The organism is Actimicrobium sp. GrIS 1.19, from assembly GCF_035984655.1.
Taxonomy (GTDB): domain Bacteria; phylum Pseudomonadota; class Gammaproteobacteria; order Burkholderiales; family Burkholderiaceae_D; genus Actimicrobium.
Window position 1 is genome coordinate 166,607 of record NZ_JAXCHT010000002.1, and the last position, 22,150, is coordinate 188,756.

The 22,150-nt window shown below is 60.0% G+C and carries 18 protein-coding genes; 11 read left to right on the forward strand and 7 right to left on the reverse strand.

Features of this window, described 5'->3' with window-relative positions; genetic code table 11:
• Window positions 1-30: 30 nt before the first annotated feature.
• Entirely contained in the window at window positions 31-1,461 is a 1,431-nt protein-coding gene (locus RCH09_RS02425) for a hypothetical protein (RefSeq protein ID WP_326939440.1), read from the reverse strand.
• A gap of 222 nt (window positions 1,462-1,683) precedes the next feature.
• Between RCH09_RS02425 and RCH09_RS02430 the strand changes: the two genes are divergently transcribed.
• Window positions 1,684-3,399 carry a S41 family peptidase gene (locus RCH09_RS02430; RefSeq protein WP_326939441.1) on the forward strand — a complete coding sequence of 572 codons (1,716 nt, stop codon included), beginning with the start codon at window positions 1,684-1,686 and terminating at the stop codon, window positions 3,397-3,399.
• On the opposite strand, the gene RCH09_RS02435 is transcribed toward RCH09_RS02430, so the two are convergent.
• Window positions 3,396-4,874: a sigma 54-interacting transcriptional regulator gene (locus RCH09_RS02435; protein WP_326939442.1), complete on the reverse strand. Its 1,479-nt coding sequence runs from the start codon at window positions 4,872-4,874 to the stop codon at window positions 3,396-3,398. The genes RCH09_RS02430 and RCH09_RS02435 overlap by 4 nt on opposite strands.
• A 211-nt stretch (window positions 4,875-5,085) precedes the next feature.
• Window positions 5,086-8,535: a hypothetical protein gene (locus RCH09_RS02440; protein WP_326939443.1), complete on the reverse strand. Its 3,450-nt coding sequence runs from the start codon at window positions 8,533-8,535 to the stop codon at window positions 5,086-5,088.
• 158 nt (window positions 8,536-8,693) lie between these two features.
• Between RCH09_RS02440 and RCH09_RS02445 the strand changes: the two genes are divergently transcribed.
• Window positions 8,694-9,926, forward strand: a complete 1,233-nt coding sequence (locus RCH09_RS02445) for a DUF445 domain-containing protein (RefSeq protein WP_326939444.1) — start codon at window positions 8,694-8,696, stop codon at window positions 9,924-9,926.
• 3 nt (window positions 9,927-9,929) lie between these two features.
• Here RCH09_RS02445 and RCH09_RS02450 read toward each other — a convergent pair whose 3' ends face one another.
• Both RCH09_RS02450 and ppk1 read right to left on the reverse strand, forming a co-directional pair.
• Window positions 9,930-10,388: a SixA phosphatase family protein gene (locus tag RCH09_RS02450; protein ID WP_326939445.1), complete on the reverse strand. Its 459-nt coding sequence runs from the start codon at window positions 10,386-10,388 to the stop codon at window positions 9,930-9,932.
• 4 nt (window positions 10,389-10,392) lie between these two features.
• Window positions 10,393-12,507, reverse strand: coding sequence for a polyphosphate kinase 1 (ppk1, locus tag RCH09_RS02455; RefSeq protein WP_326939446.1), 2,115 nt, complete (start codon window positions 12,505-12,507; stop codon window positions 10,393-10,395).
• 180 nt (window positions 12,508-12,687) lie between these two features.
• On the opposite strand from ppk1, the gene pstS reads away from it, so the two are divergent.
• From pstS to phoR, 7 genes are all read left to right on the forward strand, one after another.
• Entirely contained in the window at window positions 12,688-13,734 is a 1,047-nt protein-coding gene (gene pstS, locus RCH09_RS02460) for a phosphate ABC transporter substrate-binding protein PstS (protein ID WP_326939447.1), read from the forward strand.
• An 89-nt stretch (window positions 13,735-13,823) separates the two neighbouring features.
• A complete protein-coding gene (gene pstC, locus RCH09_RS02465) occupies window positions 13,824-14,852 on the forward strand; it encodes a phosphate ABC transporter permease subunit PstC (protein WP_326939448.1) in 1,029 nt (342 codons plus the stop codon).
• A complete protein-coding gene (gene pstA, locus RCH09_RS02470; RefSeq protein WP_326939449.1) occupies window positions 14,849-15,694 on the forward strand; it encodes a phosphate ABC transporter permease PstA in 846 nt (281 codons plus the stop codon). The genes pstC and pstA overlap by 4 nt, the downstream gene beginning before the upstream one ends.
• A 6-nt stretch (window positions 15,695-15,700) precedes the next feature.
• Window positions 15,701-16,480, forward strand: coding sequence for a phosphate ABC transporter ATP-binding protein PstB (gene pstB / locus RCH09_RS02475; RefSeq protein WP_326939450.1), 780 nt, complete (start codon window positions 15,701-15,703; stop codon window positions 16,478-16,480).
• Between the two features lie 46 nt (window positions 16,481-16,526).
• Window positions 16,527-17,228, forward strand: a complete 702-nt coding sequence (gene phoU / locus RCH09_RS02480; RefSeq protein ID WP_326939451.1) for a phosphate signaling complex protein PhoU — start codon at window positions 16,527-16,529, stop codon at window positions 17,226-17,228.
• Between the two features lie 9 nt (window positions 17,229-17,237).
• Entirely contained in the window at window positions 17,238-17,927 is a 690-nt protein-coding gene (gene phoB / locus RCH09_RS02485; protein WP_326939452.1) for a phosphate regulon transcriptional regulator PhoB, read from the forward strand.
• Window positions 17,928-17,936: 9 nt separating this feature from the next.
• On the forward strand, window positions 17,937-19,253 hold the full coding sequence (phoR, locus tag RCH09_RS02490) for a phosphate regulon sensor histidine kinase PhoR (protein ID WP_326939453.1): 1,317 nt from the start codon (window positions 17,937-17,939) through the stop codon (window positions 19,251-19,253).
• On the opposite strand, the gene RCH09_RS02495 is transcribed toward phoR, so the two are convergent.
• Window positions 19,241-19,762: a carboxymuconolactone decarboxylase family protein gene (locus RCH09_RS02495; protein WP_326939454.1), complete on the reverse strand. Its 522-nt coding sequence runs from the start codon at window positions 19,760-19,762 to the stop codon at window positions 19,241-19,243. The genes phoR and RCH09_RS02495 overlap by 13 nt on opposite strands.
• Window positions 19,763-19,878: 116 nt before the next feature.
• Here RCH09_RS02495 and RCH09_RS02500 point away from each other — a divergent pair, with 116 nt between their 5' ends.
• Complete coding sequence (locus RCH09_RS02500) at window positions 19,879-20,805, forward strand: patatin-like phospholipase family protein (RefSeq protein WP_326939455.1); 927 nt, start codon at window positions 19,879-19,881, stop codon at window positions 20,803-20,805.
• Window positions 20,806-20,849: 44 nt separating this feature from the next.
• Here RCH09_RS02500 and RCH09_RS02505 read toward each other — a convergent pair whose 3' ends face one another.
• Window positions 20,850-21,302: a C40 family peptidase gene (locus RCH09_RS02505; RefSeq protein ID WP_326939603.1), complete on the reverse strand. Its 453-nt coding sequence runs from the start codon at window positions 21,300-21,302 to the stop codon at window positions 20,850-20,852.
• A 271-nt stretch (window positions 21,303-21,573) separates the two neighbouring features.
• On the opposite strand from RCH09_RS02505, the gene RCH09_RS02510 reads away from it, so the two are divergent.
• Entirely contained in the window at window positions 21,574-21,981 is a 408-nt protein-coding gene (locus RCH09_RS02510; RefSeq protein ID WP_326939456.1) for a GlcG/HbpS family heme-binding protein, read from the forward strand.
• Window positions 21,982-22,150 lie beyond the last annotated feature (169 nt).

Sequence of the window (22,150 nt, forward strand, 5' to 3'; positions counted from 1 at the left end):
CGCTGGTCGGGCCACCAATTTGTATCCTCGTCAGCTTGTCGTGCAGCCGATATCGCAAGGTCGGCAAGTGGCGCCTTCCTCTTCCTGGCTGACGTTGACTGCTGGCAGTTGCGGTGCAGCCGGCGGCGCGAGCGCTTCGGCTAGCGCCGCTGCAGGCGCTGGCGGAGCCGCAGCAGGCACCGCAGCCGCGCTACGCTCGGGCGACTGCGCCTTGGCCTGCTGCCGTTTTGCTTGCCATTCTTCGGCGCGTCGGCGCTTCTCCAATTGCTTTGCGGTGAGCGGCTTTGCCTCCGACTCGCCAGCACCGGCCTGCTGTTTCGTCGCCTTGCGTTGCTGGCCCTTTTTCTCGGCCGGCGCTGCTTCGGTGGTGTTGCTTTCAGCGGCACCCGTGGCGGCGAGCGGACGGGTATTGGCGCCCCACGGCACGCCGTTGACCAGTTCGCCATCGTCATTGGGGGCCTTCAGATACAGGCCCTTTACGCCAAGCAGTCCGGCGCTGTTTGGGTCGGCCACATGCGCCGCGATCACGCCCGGTCCGAACAATTCGGGCAGCCGGTTGAGCAACATGGCTTCTTCGCCGGCCCGGAAGTACATGTACTCCTTGGCCTTGTTCTCGATCATGCGTTCACGCGCCTTGCCTGACAGTCCTGCATGTTTCGGTTCGAACACGCTCGGGAACCGGCTGCACAAGGCGCCGGCCTGCTTTTTCAATCCTGCACTCACGGACCCGGGGATGGTGCGTCTGGCGGGATCGTTCTCCTTCGGCACCTGGATCACGCTGCGGCCATGCGCTGCGATCTGCTCCGGCGTGACGGCCAGGGTTGCCAGCATCTCGCTCAGATGGCGCGTTTCCAGTCCAAGGCCGGCGGCGTGCTGCTGCACCGATTGATAATACGGCACATGAATTTCAGGCGGGATTTCATTATGTTCGGCATGCGCATCGGCCAGGATCACGACGATCTTCGCCGGTATCGGCAAGGCATCCTGCAACGCGCGCAGTGCAGCCAGATTGCGCTGTTCGCGTGGCTGCAGCTGCGGGTTCTCGGCGAAGCCATGGAAATACGGCAGGGTGATTTGACCGCTCGCTGCCATCGCATCGACGGCGCGATGAAGCTCGGGCGAGTCGGTGAAGCCGCGCACCATCGCGTGGCTCTTGAAAACGGCTTCGATTTCCAGTGCCAGCGGCGAGCGCGGCGTGGCCGGCAAGGCACGCAGTGCGGCAACGGCCTGCTCCCGCGTGGCAGGGGCCAGCGCCGTGTCCGCAAGACTGCTGGTGTCGCGCGCACGCGTGGCGTCCTGCTGCAAGGTGCGTTGCAGCAAGCCGGGACGCGGCACCAGCCGAATCGCGGGTACGGCCGGTGTCGCCAATGCTGCGGCGGCTTCCTGCCAGGTTTGGGGTGCTGCGCGAAAAGAATCATCGCGGGCGACGGGGGGACGAACTGCTGCTGCGGTACTGAACATGACACCATTCCTCGTTGAAAAAAACTACAGTTGGGACTCATGGGTGTTCGTCACCGCTATTCGGTTCTAGAAGGTTTTCGCATTTGAATGGGCGCTCGTCGTTGTTTTTTGTTCGATGAGGCGGCACGATGTTACTTTCGAGGAATGCCGAAAGCGCGTTAATATCTGGCGGGGAAAAGTAGCAAGACTTTCATCGGTGTTGACTCAGTCGGGCGAGAAAAAATGAACAAGAAATCATGGTTGGTATCGCTGGTGGTTGTCGCTTTGTTGTCCGCCTGCGGCGGTGGCGGCGGAACACCCGGTGCCTGCAGTGGCAGCGCGGCGGTGTGTTCAGGCTCGACCAACACGGCCAGCAACCCGCCAGCCAGCGCCACGGCGCCCGAGGCCAGCGATACCGCGCCGCCACCGATGTCGGCCAGTGTCGAGAAACAGTGCGAAGCGCCGCGGCCGGCGAATACCGTCGATCCGCTGAGCGGCCGGCTGTATGGCGACACCCAGGGCTCGTTGACGCTGGAGAAGCAGTGGATTCGCGCCTACGTCAACGAAACCTATTTGTGGTTCGACGAAGTCGCGCCGGTCCGGGCGGCGTCGTATGTGGTCGGGGCCACGGTGCCATTTATTTCACCCTCCACCAATGCTGTCGGCAGCATGGCGCTGGCCAATAATTTCGATGTGGTCGATGCGTATTTCAACAGCCAGCGCAGCACGGCCAATACCGCGTCCGGCAAGCCCAAGGATCAGTTCCACTTTACCTACCGCAGCAGCGAATGGGCCGCAATGGCGGGCGCCGGGGAAAGCCTCGGCTTTGGTTTTGAAGTCGCGCTGGTCAGCGCAACACCGCCGCGCAAGGCAGTGGTCGCGTTCACCGCGCCCGGTTCCACGGCGGCGCAAAACGGCATCGCGCGCGGCGCGCAATTTGTCAGCGTGAATGGCGTCGATGTCGCCAGCGGCAGCGATACGGCGACGCTCAACGAGGCGCTGTTTTCGCCGGTCGCCGGCAAGAGTTATGTATTTCAGGTGCTCGACATCGGCAGCGCCGTTGCACGCACCGTGACGATGACGGCGGCAACGGTGACCTCGGTGCCGGTGCAAAACGTCGGCACCTTGCCAGCGCCGAACGCCAGCGTTGGCTACATGCTGTTCAACGACCACATCGCCACCGCCGAAGCCCAGCTGGTGGCCGCTGTCAATCAGCTCAAGGCAGCCAACAGTGGCGCCGGCGTGTCCGATCTGGTGCTGGATTTGCGCTACAACGGCGGCGGCTATCTCGACATTGCCAGCGAGCTGGCGTACATGATTGCGGGGCCGACCGCCACCAGCGGCAAGGTGTTTGAAAAACTCACCTTCAACAGCAAGAATCCGTTTGGCCTGAGCGACGCCGACAAGACCACGCCGTTCCATTCCACCACCCAGGGGTTTTCGCTGGCGTCCGGACAAAGCCTGCCGCAGCTTGGCCTGTCGCGGGTGTTTGTCCTGACCGGCAGCGGCACCTGCTCCGCCAGCGAGGCCATCATCAACGGTTTGCGCGGGGTCGGCGTCACGGTGATTCAGGTCGGCGGCACCACCTGTGGCAAGCCGTATGGATTCTTTGCGCAGGATAACTGCAGCACGACCTACTTCACGATCCAGTTCAAGGGCGTCAATGAGGTCGGCTATGGCGACTACGCGGATGGTTTCGTGCCGGCCGGAAGCAATGCTGCGGCCAACAGCCTGCCCGGCTGCGCGGTGGCCGACGACTTCACCAAGGCACTTGGCAATCCGGCCGAAGGGCGCCTGGCGGCCGCATTGCAATATCGCGCCAATGGCACCTGTCCGGCGCCACTGGCGTCATCGTCTGCCACGCTGGCGGGTCTGGTCAGCCTCAACAAGGGCGCGGATCCGGCGTTGCGCCGCAATGCCTTCCAGCAGAACCGGATCTATCGTCCGGCGGGCCACTAACGGGCTGTGCGCGGTTTGCTGCGAGCCTCGACCCGGCCAATCGTCAGCAGGGCCGGGTTGCCCGCTGGCGCCGCCTCCTGGTCGCTGCGCGCGGCAATGTGAATTCCCAGGGTCTTGAGCTTGTAATACAACACGTGCGGTTCGACGCTGAGCTCCCGTGCGGCACGCGCCACATTGCGCTGGCACCGTTCCAGCGCCGCCACCAGCAGCGCACGCTCGTACCGCTGCAGCAAGTCTTTCAGTGAACTGCCCGGCGAGGCGGTGTCATCGCCTGCAATCACCGGAAAGCCCAAGGCGTAACGCTGCGCGGCGGCACGTAACTCGCGGATATTGCCTTCCCAGCGATGCGCCAGGATCTGCGCCTCGACGGCGGGATTGACCGCGCTTGCGGTGGTCGTGCGGTAGCGGGTTTGCGCGTGTTCGACATAACGCCAGAATAGATCGAGCGCGCGCGCCGGTTGCGAACGCAGCAGCGGCAAGGCCAGTTCGACCACGCTCAGGCGGTAATACAGGTCGGTGCGAAATTTGCCCTGCTCGACCAGTTTTGCCAGTGGGGTCTTGGTCGACACAATGACCCGGAAACTGAGCTGCCGGAATACCGTCGAGCCAACCCGTTCGACGCCCCGATCCTGCAGCACGCGCAGCAATTTGGCCTGCAACGTGAGCGGCATGCTGTCGATTTCATCCAGATACAGCGTGCCGCCGTTGGCCGATTCGATGCGGCCGGCGCGGCTTTTCGTGGCGCCCGTGTAGGCCCCGGCATCGACCCCGAACAACTCGGCCTCGGCCAGGGTTTCGGGAATGGCGGGACAGTTCACCGCAATGAACGGTCCGCGCGAGCCTGAGTGATCGTGGATGTAATGAGCCAGCCAGTCCTTGCCGGTGCCGGTTTCCCCCACCAGCACGACATCGACGTCGGCGGGCGCGATGCGGCGCGCCGTGGCATACACTTCATGGTTGACGTCGGCGATGACGGGCGCGGCGTGGACGGGGGCGAAGGCTGCGCCCGGAAAATCGGGCGTTGCCTGCAGCGACGTCGGCTCGGCCAGCGGTTTCGGTTTGCGCGCTTCGACGCTGCTGTCCTCGGCGTCGTCGGTCGGCAGCGCGGCAGGGGACCGGTCCAGCAATTGCTGCAGTATTTCCGCCAGGCGGTGGTCGCTGGCCGGAATGTTGATGGCGCGGCAAACGCTGGCCGTGGCAACGCACGTGGCATAGTCGCTGCCGTCGACCAGTCGCACCAGCGCTGCCTGCGTCGAGATCCTGCGGCGCTCGCACTGGGCGACAATGCCGGCGAACTCGCCGTCGTCCTGGCACACCAGGAAGCGCGCGCCGGGATGACGCGCCAGGATGTGTTCGATGTCGGCCACTTGCACTTGCGCGAGCTGGACCGCCATCGCTTCGCCGGCACGCAACACGCGTAGCAGCAGGGAGTCGGCGGCAATGCACAGCAGCAGGGGACGATCAGACTCGGGCATGTGAACCATTCTTCCAGACAGGGCGACGTGATATGGATGCAGTGTGCTAACGCATCAGTCGTTGCAGTGACAATCGGTTATTTTAGAGTAACTCGCAGTTACAAAACCTTCAAGAACTATTGCTTTGAAGAAGCTATGGTGTTGGTTTGGCGCGATGCCATGACACGTCATGCTGGTATTCAAGACACACCGTGACAACAGCGGCGCCTGGCTAGATGAAGCCGGACGTCGTTTTGGCGATGCCCATCGCCTCGCGCCAGGACAGACCCAGGCTGAACTTCAACCCACGCGCTACCCGCCAGGTCTCGATATCGACAAGGAACGCCGGCAGATAACTGTCTTCGTCATGCAGCAAGGCGTTGGCGGCCTTTTCGTATTGCGTGGCGTGCTGGTGGTTTCCGCTGAGTTCCGCTGCCTTTTTCAGATCAAGAAGCCCATTGATTTGCGGGACCAGTTCCGGCGCGATTTCCAGAAATGCAACGTAATTTGTGTTCTGGTTCGCGTTCTCCAGCGCATTGTCGAGGTAGCGTTTCAGCGTCGCCTCTTCGTGCTGCACCGCCCAGGTCCTTTCGTTGTCATCGCCGTTGTCGGCGCCGTAGAGGGCGGGATGCTTGCGGCGCGCAAGTCGGTTGCTCCAGGCGTTGATGTTGGGTGCAATGTACTTTGCCAGGTCGTCCGCATTGCGATACGACTTCAACAAGTAGCTGGTGGGTTTGACCTCGTCGTTGTGCACGACTGTCTGGAACGCCGTGAGTTCGCCACCTTTATAGACTTCCAGCGTCAGCGCGCCGATTTCCGCCTGCGGTGGATACACGCTGGCCTCGGCAAAGGACGCTGCCGCCTGCCCTTCGGTTGAGTCGAGTGCAAGGGTGCCTGCCGCGCTCACGGTGCCGGACAGCTGGTGGCCATCAATTTTTTGGGGATTGGTTGTCACGCCGAAGTTTTCGCGATTGCGCGCCCGTCGCCATGTGCCGGTGAACGCCGTCGAAATGCTGGCGCCCAGCGCATAGGCGCCGCTGCCAAGACTGGCGCCAACCGAGCCGGTGAAGCGGCCGCGCGCACTGAGATCGCGCGTGGTGGTATCGGCATGCTCCAGAAAGCCAATCGATACGTCGGGAAAGTCGATGGCAATTTCTTCTTCCAGGGAGCGGTACTCAGGGTCATCGGCCGGCTTGCTGGGTCCTTCCATCAATTTCTTGAGCAGTGCCGCCATGCGTGCGGCAAGGGCGGCGTCACCGCCAAGGCCCGGTGCTTTGCCGTCGATCCCGGTGTCGCCCGGGCCCAGCCGATTGAAGCGATAGATGACGGCCTCCTTCAGGTTGGTATAGTCAGCGCCGAGTGTCAGGTCGGCGGTCATGCCGGCGCCAACGGAGGCATTGGCGTCGGCAAATGGCAGCCAGCCGGCAGTCGCGCCGCCGCCGGCGCGCACGCCCTTGTCGTCCTGAATGCCAACCACCAGCACGCCGCCCGGCGTTGTAATACCGGCGTTCACCACGGCGGTCCGGCCAACGGTGGCGCTGCCAATCACCCGTGGCGCGACAGGAACGCCCGCGACGCTCGCCAATGCGGCGCCATTGTTGACGATGCCGGACAGGCTCAGACCCCAGGTGTTGCCATTCGACAGGCTCAGCGTCGAACCCAGGCGCATGTCGCTGACTTGCTTGAAGATCTCGTCGAAGTTTGCGGGCGAGGAGGGCGGCGGCGTCGGGTTGCCGTCGGGGGCGCTTCCGCTGACGGCGGCGTGACGCGTCAACCTTGGCAACGACAAATCCTGGTCGGGAACCAGATATCGCATCGCCTCGGCAAATTCGCCGTAGCGCGCGCGCCGGGCTGCATCGGGTGAATTCTCCACGGACGCTTCGCTGAAATTCAGCGTCTGCGCCCAACTTTGCAGCCGCTCGGGGGTCAACGCCTCATTGAAGGCGGTTGCAACGGTGTGGACGGCTTTCTTGAAATTCTCCGAATTATCGCCGAAACGTGTCAATACTTCCTCGACCAGCTTTGCAAGCTGTCTTTCGTCATGCGCAGGCAGATTCAGCACATCGCCCATGAAGCTGGCGCGCCAGTCTCTGATGAACTGGTACTTGACGGCGGATTGGAGGTGAGCCAATCCGTTGGTGCGGTCGGTCGCGAAATCATAGTCCGGGTAGACATCGATTTCACCGGTGTCGTCCTGGTGTCCTTTAAGCCCGCCATGCTCGCACAGCTCCGTTTCCATGATGCCGAGCGTCTTGCGCATGGCTTCCCAATGCAGGATGGGGGTCGTCACCGGCAAACTCAATGTGCCCTTGAAGGGTGATTTATGACGCGTCAGGCGGAACTGTTCATGACTCCTTTTGCCACGCTCGGCCCAGACCGCCACCTTGTTCTGGCGCTTGCGCACGGCCTGCCATTTGCTCCCCGGCGCGTTGGAGTAGAAACCATTGCGCAAGGCGTGCGCCGAGGATGCGAATTGTTTTTCCAGATCGAGCTGGCGCTGCCGGTTTCTTTGTAACGTCCTGCGTTGATGTAAAAAGGTTTCGGCTCGCTGGTCGGTAAGGCTGCCAGGGTTGCCGAGGTATCCTGCCCAATTATCCGTGGCAAGGTCCAGCGCCTCCTGCGTAGCCCCAGCCCACTGATTCCATGCGCAGGACGCTGCCGTGTCGGATACAGCTGCCGTTTCCGGTGTCGCTGTCGCTTCCACCTTGCAGGCACGCTGCATGGCGGGCAGCCCCGTGATCAACAGGGTATTGGCCGGCAGGTCGGGCGTTTCAATTTGTCGGAAACAATAGTCCATCAATGCGTTCGGGTCTGCCTTGATATCGACCTGCCGCCCATGCTCGGTCAGGAGCTGATCGGCGGCGTTCAGAAAGGTGCGCACATTGGCATCCTGCCGAATGCCGCTGTTCCCCCCCAACTCGCGCGTCGGCGCCGATATTTTTTTCAGCAAGCCAAAGCCTGTTTGCGTCGCCGCCAGTTTCTGCGCGATGCGCCAGGCCAGATTTTCTGCCGCGCTGGTTTCCTCGTCGTGACCCTTGCGCCTGGCGGTCTGGATACATTCCCGGATGTCGGTCTGGTTCAAATGGTTCAGTGCGTCGATGACATCGCGCACCGGAACGCGCTTCCGGTCGTTTTTCGTGACCGCATTGTTCCTGACCGCATTGCAGGCGGCCTCCAGGCTCAAGGCCAGCACCATTTTTTCGTTATCCGTGGTGGTTGGCGGGCAGATATCCCTCATCCAGTCGGCCAGGTCGTTTTGCGCCGCAGCGCGTGCGGTGGCATCGTTGGTATCGGCGTACCTGATCGATCTCACTTCCCGCAGATGGTGAATCCAGGCATCGCCCGTGGTGCTCTCGTGGATCGATTTGGACAGCTGCGCTGGCAATGCTCCCGACCGTCTGTGGCACGGCTGAAAATAGGTCTCGGATGTTGGCGCTGCCCGTGTCGAGGTGGTGGGTCTTTGCGCCAGGCGGCGTGGCTCGGGGTTAAGCGTGTTGGCGGTAAACGTGGTGGAGTTGTACCAGCCGGCTACGGTAACCTGTGACAGGCCGTACCCACGCGCGGCGGCATTGCGTGTGGGAGTAGCGGGACCGGTCTGCGCCGCACGATTGGCAATTGACTCGGCCTCGCTGGGTGTCGGTGACATGCTGCCGCGAAAAAAAAGCCGTGCCAGAGAATTCATGGATGTGCCTTCCGAGTCAAGTGTGGTCTCCGATCGCGCCACCATGGTCCGGGTGAGGTATCCTCTGAGCGCGAATTGATTCATGAGTAGTCGCCTTGTCGGATTGGTTCCGAAAATAAACCATCCCCTTTTTTCATCCGCACCCCCTCAATCCCTGGATGCACGAGACCGACCCACTAGCTGCCCTCAATAAAATGCGTCGCATCGCCACTGGCTTGCTGGCGCTGATGGCAGTGGTGTTCGTCACGGCGCGCATTTACGAAGGCGTGCACCCGGCGGTGGGCTTCGTGCGTTCCTTTGCCGAGGCGGCGCTGGTGGGCGCGCTGGCGGACTGGTTTGCCGTGACCGCGCTGTTTCGTCATCCGCTCGGATTGCCGATCCCGCACACCGCGATCATCCAGCGCAACAAGGACCGCATCGGCGCCAGCGTCGCCAATTTCCTGGAACACAACTTCATGACGCGCGAAGTCGTCGCCGGCGAATTCGCACGTATCGATTTTGCCGGCGCCGCGGCGCGCTGGCTGGCGCACGACGACAACAGCAAGGCCGTGGGCCGGCAGCTTGCCGCGGTGGTTCCTGCGCTGCTGCGGCTGGTCGAGGATGCCGACATCAACCGCTTCATCCATGAACGCCTCGGCAGCCTGATGCGCCAGGTGCGGTTCGCGCCGATGCTGGCCGAGGTACTGTCATTGCTGGTGGCCGACCGCCGGCATCAGGAGCTGTTTGATCATTTGCTGGTGATGGTGGCCAATGCGCTGGAACAGAACCAGGCCTTCATTCGCCAGAAGATCCACGACAACAGTCCGCGCTGGATGCCGCGTGCCTTCGATGACCGCTTTTTCGAACGGCTGCTGGCGGGGTTGTCGAGCGTGCTGGAGGAAATGAAGCACGACGACAGCGAATGGCGTGCGCGCTTTCAGGTGGCGGTAGAGGAGTTGATCGCCGACTTGCGCACGTCGGACGACTACGAAGCCAAGATCGCGGCGTTGCTGTCCTCGGGTCTGCAGCACCCGGTTTTTTCAACGTATATCGACAACGTCTGGCAGGAGGTCCGCAGCCGCTTGCTGGCCGATGTGGCGTCGCCCGAGTCGCGCATCGCCGCGCGCCTGGCGCAGGCGGTACATGGGCTGGGCGCGGCGCTCGAAGGCGATGTGCTGGTGCGCGACAAACTCAATCTGTGGCTGCGCGAGTTCGCTACCGAGACCATCGTGCGGCGGCGCGGCGCGATTGCCGAGTTGGTCGAGCGCGTGATTGCGCAATGGGATGGCGAAACCGTGGCGCAGAAGTTCGAGCTGCATGTCGGCAAGGATCTGCAATACATCCGTATCAACGGCACCGTCGTCGGAGGACTGGTCGGCGTGCTGCTGCACCTCGTGTCGCTCGCGCTGTGAGCGCTACTTGACGATCAGTTCCGGGCTCATGACGGCGCGCAGGAAGGTGGTGGTGACGTCGCCGCGTTCGCGCTGTGCAATCCACCAGATCGCGCCCTTGCGAATGGTCCAGTCCTGTTCGCTGCCACCGATGAGCAGCGCGGCGACCCGGCCCAGCGTCGGTTGATGGCCGATCAGCACCACCGGTTCGCGGTTGTCGGGCCAGTTGGCCGCTTCCAGCAAGGACGCTGCGGTAGCGTCCTGCGCCAGGGCGGGGTGGATCTTGAAGCGGCGTCCCAGTGCCTCGGCGGTTTGCAGCGTACGCGTGGCCGGGCTGACCAGGATGCGGCAGCCGTTGGGCAGATTGCGGTCCAGCCACTCGGCCATCTTGCCGGCCTGCTTGTGGCCTTTGGCGGTCAGCATGCGACCGTCATCCGGTTCGCCGATTTCTGCTTCTGCATGCCGCCACAAGATCAGGTCCATGGGATTAGCGTCGTGCCTCGTCAGGTGGGGTGCCGAGGGTTTGCATCAGATACTGCTGCGCGCTGAACGGCGCTTGCTTGGCGCGTGGCTTGCGCTTGTGATACACGCCATCGCCATCGAGTTCCCACGAGTGCGTGTTGTCTTTCAGGTAGGGATTCAAGCCCTCGGCGATGACGCGTTTTTTCAGCGTGCGATCGAGGATCGGAAACGCCACTTCGATGCGGCGAAACAGGTTGCGGTTCATCCAGTCGGCGCTGGACAGGTACACGTCATGCGCCAGGTCGTTGCGGAAGTAATAGATCCGGCTGTGTTCCAGGAAGCGGCCAATGATCGAGCGTACCCGGATATTGTCCGACAGGCCCGCCACGCCAGGGCGCAGCGCGCAGGCGCCGCGCACGATCAGATCAATCTTCACGCCATCGGCCGAAGCCGCATACAGCGCCCGGATCACCGATTCGTCGAGCAGGGCGTTCATCTTGGCGATGATGCGACCCGGGCGACCGGCGCGCGCGATGGCCGCCTCGTTGCGGATCGCCTTGATGAATTCCTTTTGCAACGCAAACGGCGCCAGCCACAAATGGTTGAGCTTCTTCGGCTTGGTCAGGCTGGTCAGATGGATGAAGATCTCGTTGACCTCGGCCGCCAGCGCGGTATTGGCGGTCAGCAGGCCAAAGTCGGTATAGAAGCGCGTGGTGGTCGGATGATAATTGCCGGTACCCATGTGGGCGTAGTAACGCAATTGGCCTTCTTCGCGGCGCAGCACCAGCGCCAGCTTGGCATGGGTTTTCAATCCCACCACGCCATACACGACCTGGGCGCCGACACGTTCGAGCCGGTCGGCCCAGTTGATGTTGGCTTCTTCGTCGAAACGCGCCATCAGTTCGACGATGACGGTGACTTCCTTGCCGCGCTGGGCCGCGATGATCAGCGATTCCATCAGATCGGAATTCATGCCGGTGCGATAAATGGTCTGCTTGATCGCGAGCACATTCGGGTCCAGTGCCGCAGTGCGAATAAATTCGACGACCGGCTGAAATGACTGGAACGGGTGATGCAGCAGCACGTCCTGTTTTTTCAGATAGGCGAACAGGTCGCCATTTGCCAGCTGCGGCGGGAAGCGCGGCGTGAAAGGCGGAAACCGCAAGGCCGGGCGATCCACCAGATCCAGCAGTTCCGACAGCCGGACCATGTTGACCGGGCCATCCACGGCGTACAGACGATTTTTGTTGATGGAAAATTGGTCAAGCAACAACTGTGACAGATGCGCCGGGCAGCTTTTGGCCACTTCGAGACGGACTGCAACGCCGAACTGGCGCACCTGCAACTCGCCCTGCAATGCCTGACGCAGGTTCTTGACCTCTTCCTCGTCCACCCACAGGTCGCTGTTGCGCGTGACGCGGAACTGAGAATAGGCGATCACCTCGCGGCCCGTGAACAAATCGGTGATTTGCGCGTGGATGATGGACGAAAGCAGACAAAACGCGACGCCACCATTGGTCGAGAGTTCGTCGGGCAGTCGAATCACCCTTGGCAGCACGCGGGGTGCGCGCAGAATGGCGATCGCGGTGCCGCGTCCGAAGGCATCCTTGCCGGACAACTCGACAATAAAATTGAGACTCTTATTGACTACCTGAGGAAACGGATGCGCCGGATCAAGCCCGATCGGTGTCAGCAATGGCCGCACCTCGCGTTCGAAGTAAGCTTTGACCCAGGCGCGCTGGGCTTCGTTGCGGTCCTGGTCGCGCAACAGATGAATGCCTTCGGCCGACAATTCCGGCAGCACGTCTTCATTCAGCACCCGATATTGTTGTTGCACGATGTCGTGACATTCGGTGCTGGTCAGTTCCAGTGCCGCGGTCAGGGCCGGCGATTCGCGTGCATCGCCTTCCAGCCTGCTCTTGGCCAACAGGCTGGCGATTCGAACTTCAAAGAATTCATCAAGGTTGCTGCTGGCGATACACAGGTAACGCAAGCGCTCCAGTAACGGCACACTGCGGTCTTCGGCTTGCGCCAGCACACGGCGATTGAAGGCCAGTTGTGACAGTTCGCGATTGAGCAAAATTGACTCGTTCACCGGGATGGCGTCAGCGGTGTCGCCAGTCTTTGCAATTAGGGTCATTGTTTCGTCAGTTGTCATCCGGCTATGGTGACGTGAGTGTAGGGAGCAAAGGTGACAAGTTAATGACACACATTTTGCCGTCTTTTTACTTCATGACATGCTATTTTTGCACCGTCATCTACTTGTCATATTTGTTGGTTAGAGTACGGCGGGTCACATTAGCCACCCTAGGAGCTCTTAATGCAACTTAACAAAATTCTCAAATCAGTAGCGGTGCTCGCCACCGGTGCGGTCATGGTTCTGTCCACAGCAGTTGCTGCTGACATGACGGGTGCCGGTGCCACATTTCCTTACCCAATCTATTCAAAATGGGCTGAAGCCTACAAAAAATCCACCGGCAATGGCTTGAACTATCAATCGATCGGTTCGGGCGGCGGTATCAAGCAGATCAAGGCCAAGACCGTCGACTTCGGCGCGTCCGACATGCCACTGAAAATCGAAGATCTTGACGCTGATGGCCTGATGCAGTTCCCGGCAATCATCGGCGGCGTAGTCCCGGTCGTCAATCTCGAAGGCATCGCGCCAGGCCAGATGAAATTGACCGGCGACGTCATCGCCGGTATCTATCTCGGCAAAATCACCAAATGGAATGCTCCGGAAATCGTCGCATTGAACGCCGGCGTCAAACTGCCCGCTGACGATATCACGGTTGTGCATCGCGCTGACGGTTCCGGCACGACCTTTTTGTTCTCGGACTACCTGTCCAAGGTCAATGCTGACTTCAAAACCACCGTTGGCGCCGGTACGGCGATCAAGTGGCCAGTGGGTGTGGGCGGCAAGGGTAACGAAGGCGTCGCCGCCAACGTGCAGCGCATCAAGAATTCGATTGGCTATGTCGAGTACGCGTACGCCAAGAAAAACAAGATGGCCTACACGCAATTGAAGAACAAGGACGGCCAGTTCGTGTCGCCCGATGACGATAACTTCAAGGCAGCGGCTGCCGGTGCTGACTGGGCGAAGACGCCGGGCTTCGGCGTCGTGCTGACCGACCAGGCTGGCAAGATCACGTGGCCAATCACTGGCGCCTCGTTCATCATCATGTACAAATCTCAAGTTGATGCTGCCAAAGGCAAGGAAGTGTTGAAGTTCTTTGATTGGGCCTTCAAAAATGGTTCCGCCATGGCGACCGAACTCGATTACGTCCCGCTGCCAACCGCATTGACCAAGTCGATCGAAGACGTCTGGAAAGCGCAGTTGAAGGATTCGTCAGGCAAGGCAATCTGGTAAGTCAAGGTTGATTTTCGCGTAATACTCGCAGCTTCGGATGAACGCCGTCAGGTGTTCATCCGAAGTCGCTTACATCGAGTGCCACAATTATGAGCGCAAATATTTCTACCTTATCGATGTCGACCCCGGAGCAGGACAAGGATCTCGCGCAAGCGATACTGGCCGCAAAGCGGATGGCGGTCACGATGCGCAAGCAGCGTCTGCAGGATTTCATTTTTCACAAAATTACGTTCGGTTTTGCCTTTAGCGTCTTGCTGGTGCTGGTCGGCATTATCATTTCTCTCATGATGGGAGCCTGGCCCGCGTTCAAGGAATTCGGGCCGGCTTTCATCACCACCGTCGAGTGGGACCCGGTCAACGACAAATACGGCGCGCTGATCGCCATTGTCGGCACGCTGACCACGTCGTTTATTGCGTTGCTGATCGCATTTCCGCTCAGCTTTGGCATTGCCCTTTTTCTGACCGAAATCTGCCCCACCTGGCTGCGTCGACCGCTGGGTGCTGCGGTTGAATTGCTCGCGGGTGTCCCGAGCATCATTTACGGCATGTGGGGCCTGTTCGTGTTTGCGCCCATTTTTGCCGATTACGTGCAACCGGCCATGTCTGCGACCCTCGGGAACGTGCCGGTCATCGGTGCCTTGTTCAAGGGACCGATGATGGGGATCGGCATCCTGACCGCAGGCTTGATCCTGTCTGTAATGATCATTCCCTTCATCGCTTCGGTGATGCGCGACGTCTTCGAAGTCGTGCCCGAAGTGCTCAAGGAATCGGCGTACGCACTGGGCTGCACCAAGTGGGAAGTGGTGCGCAAGGTGGTGCTCCCTTACACCAAGACCGGTGTGGTTGGCGGCGTCATGTTGGGACTGGGCCGCGCCCTCGGCGAAACGATGGCAGTCACCTTCGTGATCGGAAATGCGCACAATTTGTCGTGGTCGCTTTTCGCGCCGGGCAACAGTATCGCGTCAACCCTGGCCAATGAATTCGCCGAGGCAGAATCGACACTGCATATGGCATCGCTGTTCGCGCTCGGCTTGATTCTGTTCGTCATTACTTTCGTGGTTCTCGGAGCGGCAAAGATAATGCTGCACAACATGGAGAAAAAGGAAGGTTCCGCATGAATCCAATTTACCGCCAACGTCTGTGGGTTCATCGCATTGGTATCGCCCTGTCGTTTCTGGCGATGGCCATTGGCTTGTTCTTCCTGATGTGGATCCTTTTTACTCTGCTGATCAAGGGCTTCAGTTCGCTCAGTCTGGTCATGTTCACCGAAACCACGCCATCGCCGGGTGGTGAGGGAGGTGGTCTGCTCAATCCGATCGTCGGCAGTTTGCTAATGGTCGGCATTGCCACAGCGGTAAGCACGCCGATCGGCATCCTCGCCGGAATCTATCTGGCCGAATATGGCGAGCGCAGCTGGTTCGCGCAAGTCACGCGTTTCGTCACCGACATCATGTTGTCGGCGCCGTCGATCGTGATTGGCTTGTTCGTGTATGCGATTTATGTCGCCAACGTCAAACATTTTTCCGGCTGGGCGGGGACGTTTGCGATTTCCTTGATCGCCGTCCCGGTGGTGGTCCGCACCACCGATAACATGCTCAAACTGGTGCCGAACAGTTTGCTCGAAGCGGCCTTTGCCCTGGGTGCGCCGCGTTGGAAAGTGGCGACGTTGGTGCGCTTGCGTGCGGTCAAGGCGGGTGTCATGACGGGTGCACTGTTGGCCTTGGCGCGCATCTCCGGCGAAACCGCGCCGCTGCTGTTCACCGCACTGAATAACCAGTTCTTCAGTGCCAATATGAATGCGCCAATGGCCAATCTTCCCGTTGTCATTTTCCAGTTTGCGATGAGCCCGTATGATAATTGGCGCGACCTCGCCTGGGCAGGCGCATTGCTGGTGACCTTCACCGTGTTGGGTTTGAATATCCTGTCGCGCACGCTGTTCAATCAAAAAATCAAGGCTTGATCTCCAATGACGAATCCCAACGCTGCTGACCAAAAGCCAACCATCGCCATCTCAGGATTGAATTTTTTCTACGGCAATTTTCAAGGCCTGAAGAACATCAACCTGAATATTCATGAGAAAAAAGTGACGGCCTTCATCGGCCCGTCCGGCTGCGGCAAATCGACTCTGTTGCGCACGCTCAACCGAATGTACGACCTGTACCCGGGGCAGCGCGCCGAAGGCAAGATCCTGTACCACGACAAGAACATCCTGGACCCGGGGCAAGACGTCAATATGCTGCGCGCCAAGGTCGGTATGGTGTTTCAAAAGCCGACGCCGTTTCCGATGTCGGTGTATGACAACATTGCGTTCGGCGTGCGACTGTACGAAAACCTGCCGAAGGGAGAAATGGACGAGCGCGTCGAGTGGGCGCTCAATAAGGCCGCACTGTGGGGCGAAGTCAAGGATAAGCTCAACAAGAGCGGTCTGAGCCTGTCGGGTGGCCAGCAGCAACGTTTGTGCATTGCGCGCGCGGTGTCGGTCAAACCGGATGTGTTGTTGCTCGACGAGCCGACCTCGGCACTCGACCCGATCTCGACAGCCAAGATCGAGGAATTGATCAGCGAGCTCAAAACCGACTACACCATCACGATCGTGACGCACAACATGCAACAGGCTGCGCGTTGCTCGGATTACACTGCATACATGTATCTGGGCGAATTGGTGGAATTTGGTGAAACAGATCAGATTTTCATGAACCCGGCAAAAAAAGAAACGCAGGATTACATCACCGGTCGCTTCGGTTGATTGTTTTCGTACAGAGCCTCAGGCAAAACAGTTCAGGAGAATTTTGATGACCGGTGAACACTCTTCAAAGCAATACGATACGGATCTGGAATCGATCCGTTCCAAGGTTCTGCTCATGGGCGGCCTGGTCGAAAGCCAGTTCCGCGACGCCATGGTGGCGTTTCGCACCGGGAATGTCGAAATGGCCTTTGCGGTGGTCAAGGGTGATGACAGCGTCAACAAGCTCGAAGTCCAGCTCGATGACACATGCAGCCATTTGATCGTGCGGCGTCAGCCGACGGCCAATGACTTGCGCACCGTGATGGCAACGGTCAAGGTCATTACCGATCTGGAGCGCATTGGTGACGAAGCCACAAAGATCGCCCGCACCACCGCCAGCATGCAGGAGCGCGGCGCCATGATCATCAATCACTACGAAACCGTGCGTGTCATCGCCAACAGTGCCGCCGACATGTTGCACGATTCGCTGGATGCGTTTGCCCGGCTCGATTCGAAACAGGCACTCCGTTTGATCGCACAGGATGAGGTCATCGACCATGAATTCCGCTCGATCATGCGCAGCCTGATCACTTTCATGATGGAAGACCCCCGCACCATTTCCTCGGCGCTGGACACCCTGTGGGTCGCCAAAGCGATCGAGCGGATTGGCGATCATGCCAAGAATATCGCCGAATACGTCATCTATATTGTCGAAGGCAAGGATATCCGGCATTCCGATTACGCCAGTACGGCTGACCTGGACGAATGACCGCGGACTATGGCTGTTGATAAAACCACGATCCTGATTGTCGAAGACGAACCCGCCATTGTCGAGCTGGTCAGTTTCACCTTGCGGGAAGCGGGCTGGAACTCGATGGCGGTCAATACCGCCGCAGAGGCCTGGGAATTCATTCAGCGCCGCACGCCGCATTTGATCCTGCTCGACTGGATGTTGCCGGACCAGACCGGATTGCGCTTGCTGTCGCGCATCCGCACGGATCGGCAACTGCATGAAGTCCCGGTAATCATGCTCACTGCCAAGACGATGGAAGAAGACAAGATCGCCGGCCTCGACAATGGCGCCGACGACTACATTACCAAGCCGTTCTCGCCGCGTGAACTGACCGCCCGCATCAAGGCACTGTTGCGCAGGAAGAGTCCGGAGCACGCCCAGAATTTAATGCGCGCCGGCACCGTTACGCTCGACCCGGTCAGTTGCAGTGTCAGCCTGTCCGACCAGAAGATCGATATCGGTCACGCTGAATTCAAGCTGCTGAAATTTTTCCTCGCGCATCCGGAACGTGTGTTCAGCCGTACCCAGCTTCTCGACAAGGTGTGGGGCGATCACGTGGTGATCGAAGAGCGCACCGTCGACGTCCATGTGCTGCGTTTGCGCAAGGCGTTGAAGGAAGCCGAGCATTTGATTCGCACCGTCCGCAGTGTTGGTTATATGCTGTCCGAAAAATAAAGACCCTCAATGAATTCCAGGCTGGCGTTTTGGTTACCGGCAATGCTGCGGTTGTTTGGTGTGTTGATGCTGTCGAGCGTGATCGGTTTCTTCTTCGGCAGCATTTCCGGCCTCGTCGCGGCCGCACTGGCACTCGCGTTCATCGCCTTGATGCAGCTGAGCTACCTGTATCGCCTCAATAGCTGGCTGGATGATCCCGACAGCGCCCGTCTGCCGGATGGCTGGGGCGCCTGGACGGACGTCTTCTCGCGCCTGTACCGGATGCGCCGCGATGATGAAAAACACCAGACCGAGCTCATTGAGTGGCTGGCGCGGTTTCGCCAGGCGATGAGCCTGCTGCCCGACGGTGTGGTCATCATGGATGACGTGCTGTTTCTCGAATGGTGCAATCCGGCCGCGGAGCGCCACCTCGGGCTGAAGCTGGACCGCGACGAGGGCATGCGCGTGACCAATCTGATCCGCAATCCGGATTTCATGGATTACATCATCCTGGGACGCTATGAGCAGCCGCTGATACTGGCGCTCAAGGATCGCAAGCTGATCCTGCAAATCATCCCGTTCGAAAATCGCCGCCAGATTCTGGTCACGCACGACGCCACCGAATCGGAGCGGATCGAAATGATGCGGCGTGATTTCATCGCCAATGCCTCGCACGAATTGCGCACGCCGCTGACGGTCATCAACGGCTTTCTCGAAATCGCCTACCTGCAGCCGAATCTCGATTCACAGACGCGCATGTCGCATCTGAAACTGATGGCCGAGCAGGGCCAGCGCATGCAGAATCTGGTCGAGGACATGTTGACGCTGACCCGGCTGGAATCGGTCGATTATCCAATGCGCCCGGAGCGCGTCGCGATCCATTCGCTGCTGGAGCAGATCCAGCAGGAAGCCGAGGCGCTGTCGGCCGGCAAGCACACCATTACGCTGCATGTCGACGGCCCCGATATCAATGGCAGCACCGACGAATTGCGCAGTGCGTTCGGCAACCTGGTCTCCAATGCCGTGCGCTACACGCCGACCGACGGCGCCATCAAGATCAGCTGGATCGAAGCCAACTCCGGGCCGCAATTCATTGTCCAGGACAATGGCATCGGCATTCGCCCGGAGCATATCTCGCGGCTGACCGAGCGCTTCTATCGGGTCGACAAAAGCCGCTCGCGCGAGACCAAGGGCACCGGGCTCGGTCTGGCCATCGTCAAGCACGTGTTGTTGCGCCACTCTGCGGCACTGGTGATCGAGTCGACGCAGGGCGAGGGCAGTCTGTTCAAGGTGAAGTTTCCGTCCAACGCCGTGCATCATCCCCAGCCGGTTGATCAGGCGTCGTGATCCAGCTGCAAGGCTTCCAGAAAGCGCGAGACCATGTTGTACGCCGCAATGGTGGCGGTCAGCTCGACCATTTCGCGTTGGCTTAGCTCCGCATTGATCGCGTCGAACACCGCCTGCGGCACCCGGATCGTGGTGGTCATTGCATCGGTATAGTCAATTACCTTGAGATCGACGGTGTCAAAATGCGCGCGAAAATCCGGCCTGCGCAAGGCGTCCAGCTGCGCTGTGGTGTAGCCTTCGGCCAGCGCAAACGGGACATGCTGCGCGAACTCGTAGTCGGCCTCATTTAATACTGCAATGCGCAAGATCGCCAGTTCGCGATAGCGCGCCGACAAGTCGCATTGCTGGCGAATCGCCGTGAGCAATTGCCGCCAGCCGTCCGCCACGGGCGGGCTTTGGAGCAGCATTTTGTACAGGTTGATCATTTTGCCGCCGCGCTCGGCGGCGATGCGTTGTGCCAATGGCGCAATGGCGGGGTGGGACGGGTCGGCGTAGGGGAGGCGGGCCATCAAGAAATCCGGTTGGTTGCACAAGGCCCCGATTGTGCCATTGAACCCGGAACCCACTTGCCTTTCCGCATTGCTTGTATGATCGAGCGCTCCGCATCCACTGGTTGACTGAACTCATGGCATTTCCCGTCCCCCGCAGCATCCGGCTTCTCCTGACTACCCTTTTGCTGGGTGCCTGCAGCACGACGCCGGTGGTCACGCCGGTGGCGCCTGTCCCCGTCCCGGCGCCGGTATCGGTGATCAAGCCGGCCCACCCGATCAAGATCGGGCTGGCACTTGGTGGCGGCGCGGCGCGCGGTTTCGCCCACATTGGCGTAATCAAGGCGCTCGAAGCGCAGGGCATCTATCCGGATATCGTGGTTGGCACCAGTGCCGGCAGTCTGGTCGGCGCCTTGTACGCGGCCGGGAACAATGGCTATGCGCTGCAAAGGATGGCGCTCGACATGGACGAAGCCACCATCTCCGACTGGAGTGTGCCGTTGTTCGCCAAAGCCAGCGGCGTGCTCAAGGGCGAGGCGCTGCAGAATTACGTCAACAAGGCGGTCAATAACGTAACGATCGAAAAATTCAAATTGCCATTTGGCGCGGTCGCCACCGATCTCAACAGCGGCATGTCGATCCTGTTCCGCAAGGGCAATGCCGGTCTGGCGGTGCGCGCATCGTCGGCGGTGCCGGGGGTGTTTCAGCCGGTGCGCGTCGGCGAGCGGTCGTATGTCGACGGCGGCCTGGTGTCGCCGGTGCCGGTGCGCTTTGCGCGCGAGATGGGTGCTGACTTCGTGATCGCCGTGAATATTTCCACTCAGCCGGACGCGCAAGCGGCATCAAGCTCACTGGATGTGCTGATGCAGACGTTCGCGATCATGGGACAAAGCATCAACCGGGTTGAGTTGAAGGACGCCGACATCGTCATTCGCCCGGGGCTGGGCTCGATGAAGGGAAGCGATTTCGGCGGACGCAATCTGGCGATCCTGGCTGGTGAGCAGGCCACGACGGCGGTGCTGGCCGAATTGCGGCAAAAACTCAAGCTGCGTCGCGAGCAATAAAAAACCGCCTCGATGGCGAGGCGGTTTGCACTGAACGGCGCGGGTTATTGATGTTCTGGAGCAGTGATCCTACGCGCGCCATTGAAGCGGCTCTTCCAGTAGCCGATTTCCATGCTCTCGACCCGTACCTGACCACCTGCCGAGGGCGAGTGAATGAATTTGTTGTCGCCCAAATAAATGCCGACATGCGAGAAGCCGCGGCGCAACGTGTTGTAGAACACCAGGTCGCCAGGTTGCAATTCCCGGCTCTCGACCTTTTCGCCAACGCGGCTGATTTCTTCGGCGGTGCGCGGCAGGGTTGCACCCCACGCTTGCTTGAATACGTACTGCACCAGACCGCTGCAGTCGAGTCCATTCTCCGGTGTATTGCCACCCATCCGATACTTGATCCCAATCAAACCAAATGCATTCATGGCCAGTTCGGACGCCCGGCTGCCGAAGTCCTGCAATTTTGCCAGTGCCACATTCATCGGCGGGTCGGTAATGTCTGCCGCCATTGCCGAGCCCGGCAGCGCGCACGCACACATCAGCAGGGCGCTGGCTGAGACGCGGCGAATACACAGGAAGGATTGGAAAGTTGTCGGCAAAATAAGATTGAAATCGGAGTGAGAAAACAAGGTAACTGAATCAATAAACCCTGTCAAAAGGTATTGCCGCGTGACGTCTTGTCAACATTTCTATTTTTGAAACATCCAGATATGTGGTTTCGTGTCGCAAATTGACACACGGCTGTCGTACAATCGGGGCTCTTTTCGATCAGGAGTTGTGATGCTTACCAAGCCAATGTTGTCCCTCGATGATGTCAAAAAAATCGCCGCTGCTGCCGAAGCCGAGGCAGTCGCCAACAACTGGGCAGTGGTGATTGCGATCGTTGACGACGGTGGTCATCTGCTGTGGTTGCAGCGTCTCGATGGCACCGCGCCGATTTCGGCCGACATCGCACCAGCCAAGGCGCGCACTGCCGCACTGGGTCGCCGCGAAAGCAAAATCTACGAAGACATGATCAACAACGGGCGCATGTCGTTTATCACCGCGCCGCGCCTGGAAGGCATGCTGGAGGGCGGCGTTCCAATCATGATTGATGGCCAGTGCCTTGGCGCGGTGGGCGTGTCGGGCGTGAAGTCGGCGGAAGACGCGCAGATTGCCAAAGCCGGTATTGCCGCACTGGTCGGCTAGGCTGTTCTCCGGCTGAAACCGTGACGGCGAGACTTAACGCACTCGCCGGATTGCCGCGATGGCCTGTCGTGGGCTATAATTCGGCGGTTCAGCCCATTTTATACCGCCGTAGCGCATACCCTCTTTAACGTCCCGGAACGACCCCGCCTACCGTCTGCGCTCCGCCGCG

Coding starts and splice junctions, on each gene's coding strand:
- RCH09_RS02425 (WP_326939440.1), bottom strand. CDS start 1,461: ATGTTCAGTACCGCAGCAGCAGTTCGTCCCCCCGTCGCCCGCGATGAT.
- RCH09_RS02430 (WP_326939441.1), top strand. CDS start 1,684: ATGAACAAGAAATCATGGTTGGTATCGCTGGTGGTTGTCGCTTTGTTG.
- RCH09_RS02435 (WP_326939442.1), bottom strand. CDS start 4,874: ATGCCCGAGTCTGATCGTCCCCTGCTGCTGTGCATTGCCGCCGACTCC.
- RCH09_RS02440 (WP_326939443.1), bottom strand. CDS start 8,535: ATGAATTCTCTGGCACGGCTTTTTTTTCGCGGCAGCATGTCACCGACA.
- RCH09_RS02445 (WP_326939444.1), top strand. CDS start 8,694: ATGCACGAGACCGACCCACTAGCTGCCCTCAATAAAATGCGTCGCATC.
- RCH09_RS02450 (WP_326939445.1), bottom strand. CDS start 10,388: ATGGACCTGATCTTGTGGCGGCATGCAGAAGCAGAAATCGGCGAACCG.
- ppk1 (WP_326939446.1), bottom strand. CDS start 12,507: ATGACCCTAATTGCAAAGACTGGCGACACCGCTGACGCCATCCCGGTG.
- pstS (WP_326939447.1), top strand. CDS start 12,688: ATGCAACTTAACAAAATTCTCAAATCAGTAGCGGTGCTCGCCACCGGT.
- pstC (WP_326939448.1), top strand. CDS start 13,824: ATGAGCGCAAATATTTCTACCTTATCGATGTCGACCCCGGAGCAGGAC.
- pstA (WP_326939449.1), top strand. CDS start 14,849: ATGAATCCAATTTACCGCCAACGTCTGTGGGTTCATCGCATTGGTATC.
- pstB (WP_326939450.1), top strand. CDS start 15,701: ATGACGAATCCCAACGCTGCTGACCAAAAGCCAACCATCGCCATCTCA.
- phoU (WP_326939451.1), top strand. CDS start 16,527: ATGACCGGTGAACACTCTTCAAAGCAATACGATACGGATCTGGAATCG.
- phoB (WP_326939452.1), top strand. CDS start 17,238: ATGGCTGTTGATAAAACCACGATCCTGATTGTCGAAGACGAACCCGCC.
- phoR (WP_326939453.1), top strand. CDS start 17,937: ATGAATTCCAGGCTGGCGTTTTGGTTACCGGCAATGCTGCGGTTGTTT.
- RCH09_RS02495 (WP_326939454.1), bottom strand. CDS start 19,762: ATGGCCCGCCTCCCCTACGCCGACCCGTCCCACCCCGCCATTGCGCCA.
- RCH09_RS02500 (WP_326939455.1), top strand. CDS start 19,879: ATGGCATTTCCCGTCCCCCGCAGCATCCGGCTTCTCCTGACTACCCTT.
- RCH09_RS02505 (WP_326939603.1), bottom strand. CDS start 21,302: ATGGCGGCAGACATTACCGACCCGCCGATGAATGTGGCACTGGCAAAA.
- RCH09_RS02510 (WP_326939456.1), top strand. CDS start 21,574: ATGCTTACCAAGCCAATGTTGTCCCTCGATGATGTCAAAAAAATCGCC.